Annotated in this window: 6 protein-coding genes; 1 reads left to right on the forward strand and 5 read right to left on the reverse strand. The window is 74.1% G+C overall.

The genetic code is table 11. The features are described from left to right. The 5 genes from EKO23_RS24340 to EKO23_RS24355 form a co-directional block, all read right to left on the reverse strand. On the reverse strand, nt 1–334 hold a 334-nt coding region (locus EKO23_RS24340; protein ID WP_281280999.1), incomplete at its 3' end, for a response regulator. Between the two features lie 87 nt (nt 335–421). Then, complete coding sequence (locus EKO23_RS25575; protein WP_167880640.1) at nt 422–589, reverse strand: hypothetical protein; 168 nt, start codon at nt 587–589, stop codon at nt 422–424. A 141-nt stretch (nt 590–730) separates the two neighbouring features. Then, nucleotides 731–2,083, reverse strand: coding sequence for a sensor histidine kinase (locus EKO23_RS24345; protein WP_134721115.1), 1,353 nt, complete (start codon nt 2,081–2,083; stop codon nt 731–733). Between the two features lie 7 nt (nt 2,084–2,090). Beyond that, a complete protein-coding gene (locus tag EKO23_RS24350) occupies nt 2,091–2,756 on the reverse strand; it encodes a response regulator transcription factor (protein ID WP_134721117.1) in 666 nt (221 codons plus the stop codon). Nucleotides 2,757–2,772: 16 nt separating this feature from the next. Further along, nucleotides 2,773–3,267 carry a DUF2231 domain-containing protein gene (locus EKO23_RS24355; RefSeq protein WP_134721119.1) on the reverse strand — a complete coding sequence of 165 codons (495 nt, stop codon included), beginning with the start codon at nt 3,265–3,267 and terminating at the stop codon, nt 2,773–2,775. Between the two features lie 325 nt (nt 3,268–3,592). Here EKO23_RS24355 and EKO23_RS24360 point away from each other — a divergent pair. Next, a partial coding sequence (locus EKO23_RS24360; protein WP_246051297.1) for an ABC transporter substrate-binding protein occupies nt 3,593–4,043 on the forward strand: 451 nt, incomplete at its 3' end.

Below are 4,043 nucleotides of genomic sequence, written 5' to 3' on the forward strand. Positions count from 1 at the left end.
CGAACGGCTTGGTGACGTAGTCGTCCGCGCCCGCGTCGAGGCCCGAGATCTTGTCGGGGGTCTGCCCGAGCGCGGTGAGCATCAGCACCGGCGTGTCCACCCCGAGGTCGCGCAGCTTCCGGCACACCACGAGCCCGTCCAGGCCCGGCAGCATGCGGTCCAGCAGCAGGACGTCGTAGGGCACCCCGCCGGGCAGCGCCCGGCCCAGCGCCGATCGGCCGTCGCCGACCGTCTCGACCTCCCAGCCGGCCTCCTCGAGGGCCTGGTGCAGCACCTCGGCCAGCCGGGCGTCGTCCTCGGCCACGAGCACCCGCATGTCGGGTCGTGTCGTCACGACCCCAGCATCCACCGTGGCACCAGCCGAGTGCCTCGACTTGCCCGCGATTCCCGGCCGTCCGTCGGACGCTGGCCGGGCCGGCCGTCAGGCGCTGCGCAGCGGACGCACCGCCAGCCCGTCGTGCGGATCCCGGTCCTGCTCGTCGTCTCCGGCCGTCGCCGACGGCCTGGTCATCGCCGCAGCGAGCGCCTCGGCCCGCGGTCGGTCGAACCCATAGCGCTCCATGTAGCGCCGGACGCGCGCGTCGTCCACGATGTCTCACCCCCAGGAACGGGTCCCCCCGGACGCCGTCCCTTGGGAACCATACGTCGCGAACGGGCTCCTGAAAAGGGGGCGTACCGGACCCCGGACCGTCCCGTCCGGCGCGTGGTCGGCAGTGCCGCGGGGCCGGAGCTACAGGAGCGGCAGCCGGAGCGCGAAGACAGCCCCCCGCCGGCCTGCGTCCCCGGTGTCGTCGAGGAGCACGTCCCCGCCGAGCGACCGGGCCACCCGGCGGGAGATCGCGAGCCCGAGCCCGGTGCCGCCGCTGGAGGACGCGCCCGGCCGGAACAGTGCCGCCCGGGTCGCCTCGTCCATGCCCGGCCCGTCGTCGGCGACCGTCACCAGCACCGCGTCCGCGGCGTCCGTCGCGGTCACGGTCACCCGGCTGGTCGCGTGCCGGGCGGCGTTCTCGACCAGAGGTGCCAGGGCCCGCAGCACCAGGGCCCGAGGTGCGGCGATCCGGGCCCGGGACGTCCCGGTGCGGTCATCCAGGGCGACGCCGTCCGGCACCAGGCCCCGGATGCCCTCCCGGAGGTCCGCGACGTGGCAGCTGCCGTCGGCCTGCACGTCCCGCGCGAGGTCGAGCAGTGTGGTCACGACCTCCGCGAGCTCCCGCGCCGAGGCCGCGACCTGCTCGAGGTCCTCGCGGGTGGCGGGGTCGTCCACGCCACGCAGGAGCGCGAGGTCGGCCGACCCCTGGATCGTGGTCAGCGGGGTCCGCAGCTCGTGCGCGAGCTCGCTGGTCAGCCGCTGCTCGGACCGGATGGCGTGCGCGACCCGGTCGAGCAGGTGATCGAGGGTGGCGCCGAGCGCGGCGAGCTCGTTGGTCGGGGGACCCATCGCGAACCGGTGGCCGAGGTCGTGCTCGCTCCACTCCTCGGCCCGCTCGGCCATCCGGGTCACAGGTGCCAGCGCCTGGCTGGTGATCCGCCGGGCCAGCAGCGCGGTGAGCCCGATCAGCAGCACGCCGAGGATCGTGGTGGTGACGAACGCGTAGACCTCGGAGCGCTCGTACGGCGCGAGGTCCTCGCTGACCACCACGACCGCGCGCTTCCCGGACTCGGTGGTCAACGGCACCACCCGTAGCCGCACGTCCTCGCCCAGCTCGAGAGTGCGCGTCCCGCCGTCGGCCAGCGCGTCCCGGGCCAGGTCCGGGCCCTTCGGGCGGGCCGCGGCGGGCAGGCTGCCGGACAGAAGCCGTGCGCGGCCGTCGTACAGCGCGACGCCGGGGTCGAGCCCGTCCTCCGGGACCAGCGAGCCGTCGTCCGAGCCGGAGCGGACCACTGTGACGACGGCGTCGGCGCGGTCCTCGAGCACCCGCTCGATGTCGCGGGAGGCAGTGACCTCCAGGACCAGCTGGATGCCGAGGCCGGCGAGCACGGTGACCACCCCGGCGAGCGCGACGGCGGACAGCATGATCCGGGTCCGGAACGACGTGGGCAGCCACCGTCGCTCGGGGACCGGCTCCGTCACCTCGCCGTCCATCCCATGATCATCGCAGCGTGAACCCCACGCCCCGGACCGTCTGGAGGCTCACCGGGGAGCCGACCTCGTCGAGCTTGCCGCGGATCTTGCGCACGAAGGAGTCCACGGTGTTCTCGCTGACCACCGCGCCGTCAGGCCACGCGGCCGCGACCACGGCCCGGCGGCGCACCACCTCGCCGGGACGGGACGTGATCGCGGCCAGCATCCGGAACTCCGTGGGGGTGAGCATGACCTCGCGGTAACCGCAGGTCAGCGAGTGCCGGGCCGGGTCGAGCACCAGCTCGGCGGGCGGCCGGTCGCGTTCGCCACGCCCCCGGCGGGCCAGGACGTCGAGCCGGGCGAGCAGCTCCTTCACGTCGAACGGCTTGGCCAGGTAGTCGTCGGCGCCGACCCCGAACCCCGAGAGCTTGTCGTGGACGCTGCCGAGCGCGGTCAGGAACAGCACCGGCGCGGTCTGGCCGGCCGAGCGCAGCGCCAGGCAGACGTCGCGCCCGTCGGCGTCGGGGAGCCCGATGTCGAGCACCACGACGTCGATCGCGTCGTCCCCGGCGAACTGTCGCAGCGCCTCCCCGCCGTCGTGGGCGACCACCGCGTCGTGGCCGGCGAGGCGCAGCGCCTCGAGGACGACCCGGCGGATCCCCGGGTCGTCCTCGCAGACCGCGACGCGTGCCATCGGCGGACTGGCTCCCTCAGTCCGCCGACGACGGGGACGAGGACGACACCTGGTCGCCCCAGGCCGCCCGAGCGCCGGAGTCGCCGACCCGGTAGACCTGCACGGACGTGGCGACCGCGGCCACCAGCGCCAGCACCGCCACCACCTGACCGGCCCGCCCGGTGCTCCGGGGCGCGTCGTCGCCACCGGAGGTTGCGGCACGCCGGTCCAGCCACACCAGCGCGGCGGACAGCACCAGCAGCGGGACCGCGAACCAGATCAGCTGGTCGCCGAGCTCGGCATGGCTGCCGGGGTCGCCGACCCGGTGCTCGAGCTCCTCGCCGCTGGAGGTGGCCACCGGGATGAGGACGGTGGCAGCGGCTGCGCAGGCGACCACCAGCACGCCGTACCGCCGGCGCCAGGCGGGCCGGACGGCGATCGCGATGGTGCCCAGGCAGGCCAGCGGAAGCAGCACGACGACGGCATGGACCACGAGCGGGTGCACGGGCAGGCCGTTGACGAGGTCGAACATGGGCTCTCCTCCGGTCGGGTCCGTGCAGGATCGCCCGACGGACCTGCACACAACCTGACCACATCGTGCCCGGGACGCGCAGCAGCACCGAGGTGACGGCGGGCGATCCCGACAGGAGAACGGGGGACCGGGCTCGCCCGCCCGGCCGGCCGGGTGCCGGAGCACCCGTGGGGAAATCGCACCATCCGCGGGCGCGAGGACGGCGCGGGCATCGTGATCAGCGATCGAACCATCGCCATGGTCGATGAGGTGCGGCACCGGGGGTGTCAGCGGCGGGACGCTCGGAGCGTCGCGCAATCGGCGTGGCACGGGGAGAGGAGGACGCATGACCAGCAAGCGCAAGCCGATCGTCGCCGTGGCGGCGACGGCCCTGGTCGCCGTCGGGCTGGCCGCCTGCGGAGGCGGTTCCACCAGTGGCGGAGGCTCGAGCACCAAGGAGGGGACCAAGGGAGGCACGCTCTACTACCTGGGCGGCACCCGGACCGTCGAGCACATCGACCCGCAGCGGATGTACATCGGGCGCGACCTGACGAACTTCAACCGGCTCACCAACCGGGGGCTGTTGACCTTCCCGGCCACCGAGGACCCTGCCCACGCCACGGACCTCGTTCCTGACGTAGCCACCGACACCGGCACCCCGAGCGACAACGCGAAGACATGGGAGTTCACCCTCCGCGACGGTGTCAAGTGGGAGGACGGCAAGCCGGTCACCTGCGAGGACTTCGCGTACGGCATCTCCCGCACGTTCGCGACCGACGTCATCACCGGTGGTCCGA

Source organism: Nocardioides guangzhouensis, assembly GCF_004519545.1.
In the GTDB taxonomy this organism is placed as follows: domain Bacteria; phylum Actinomycetota; class Actinomycetes; order Propionibacteriales; family Nocardioidaceae; genus Nocardioides; species Nocardioides guangzhouensis.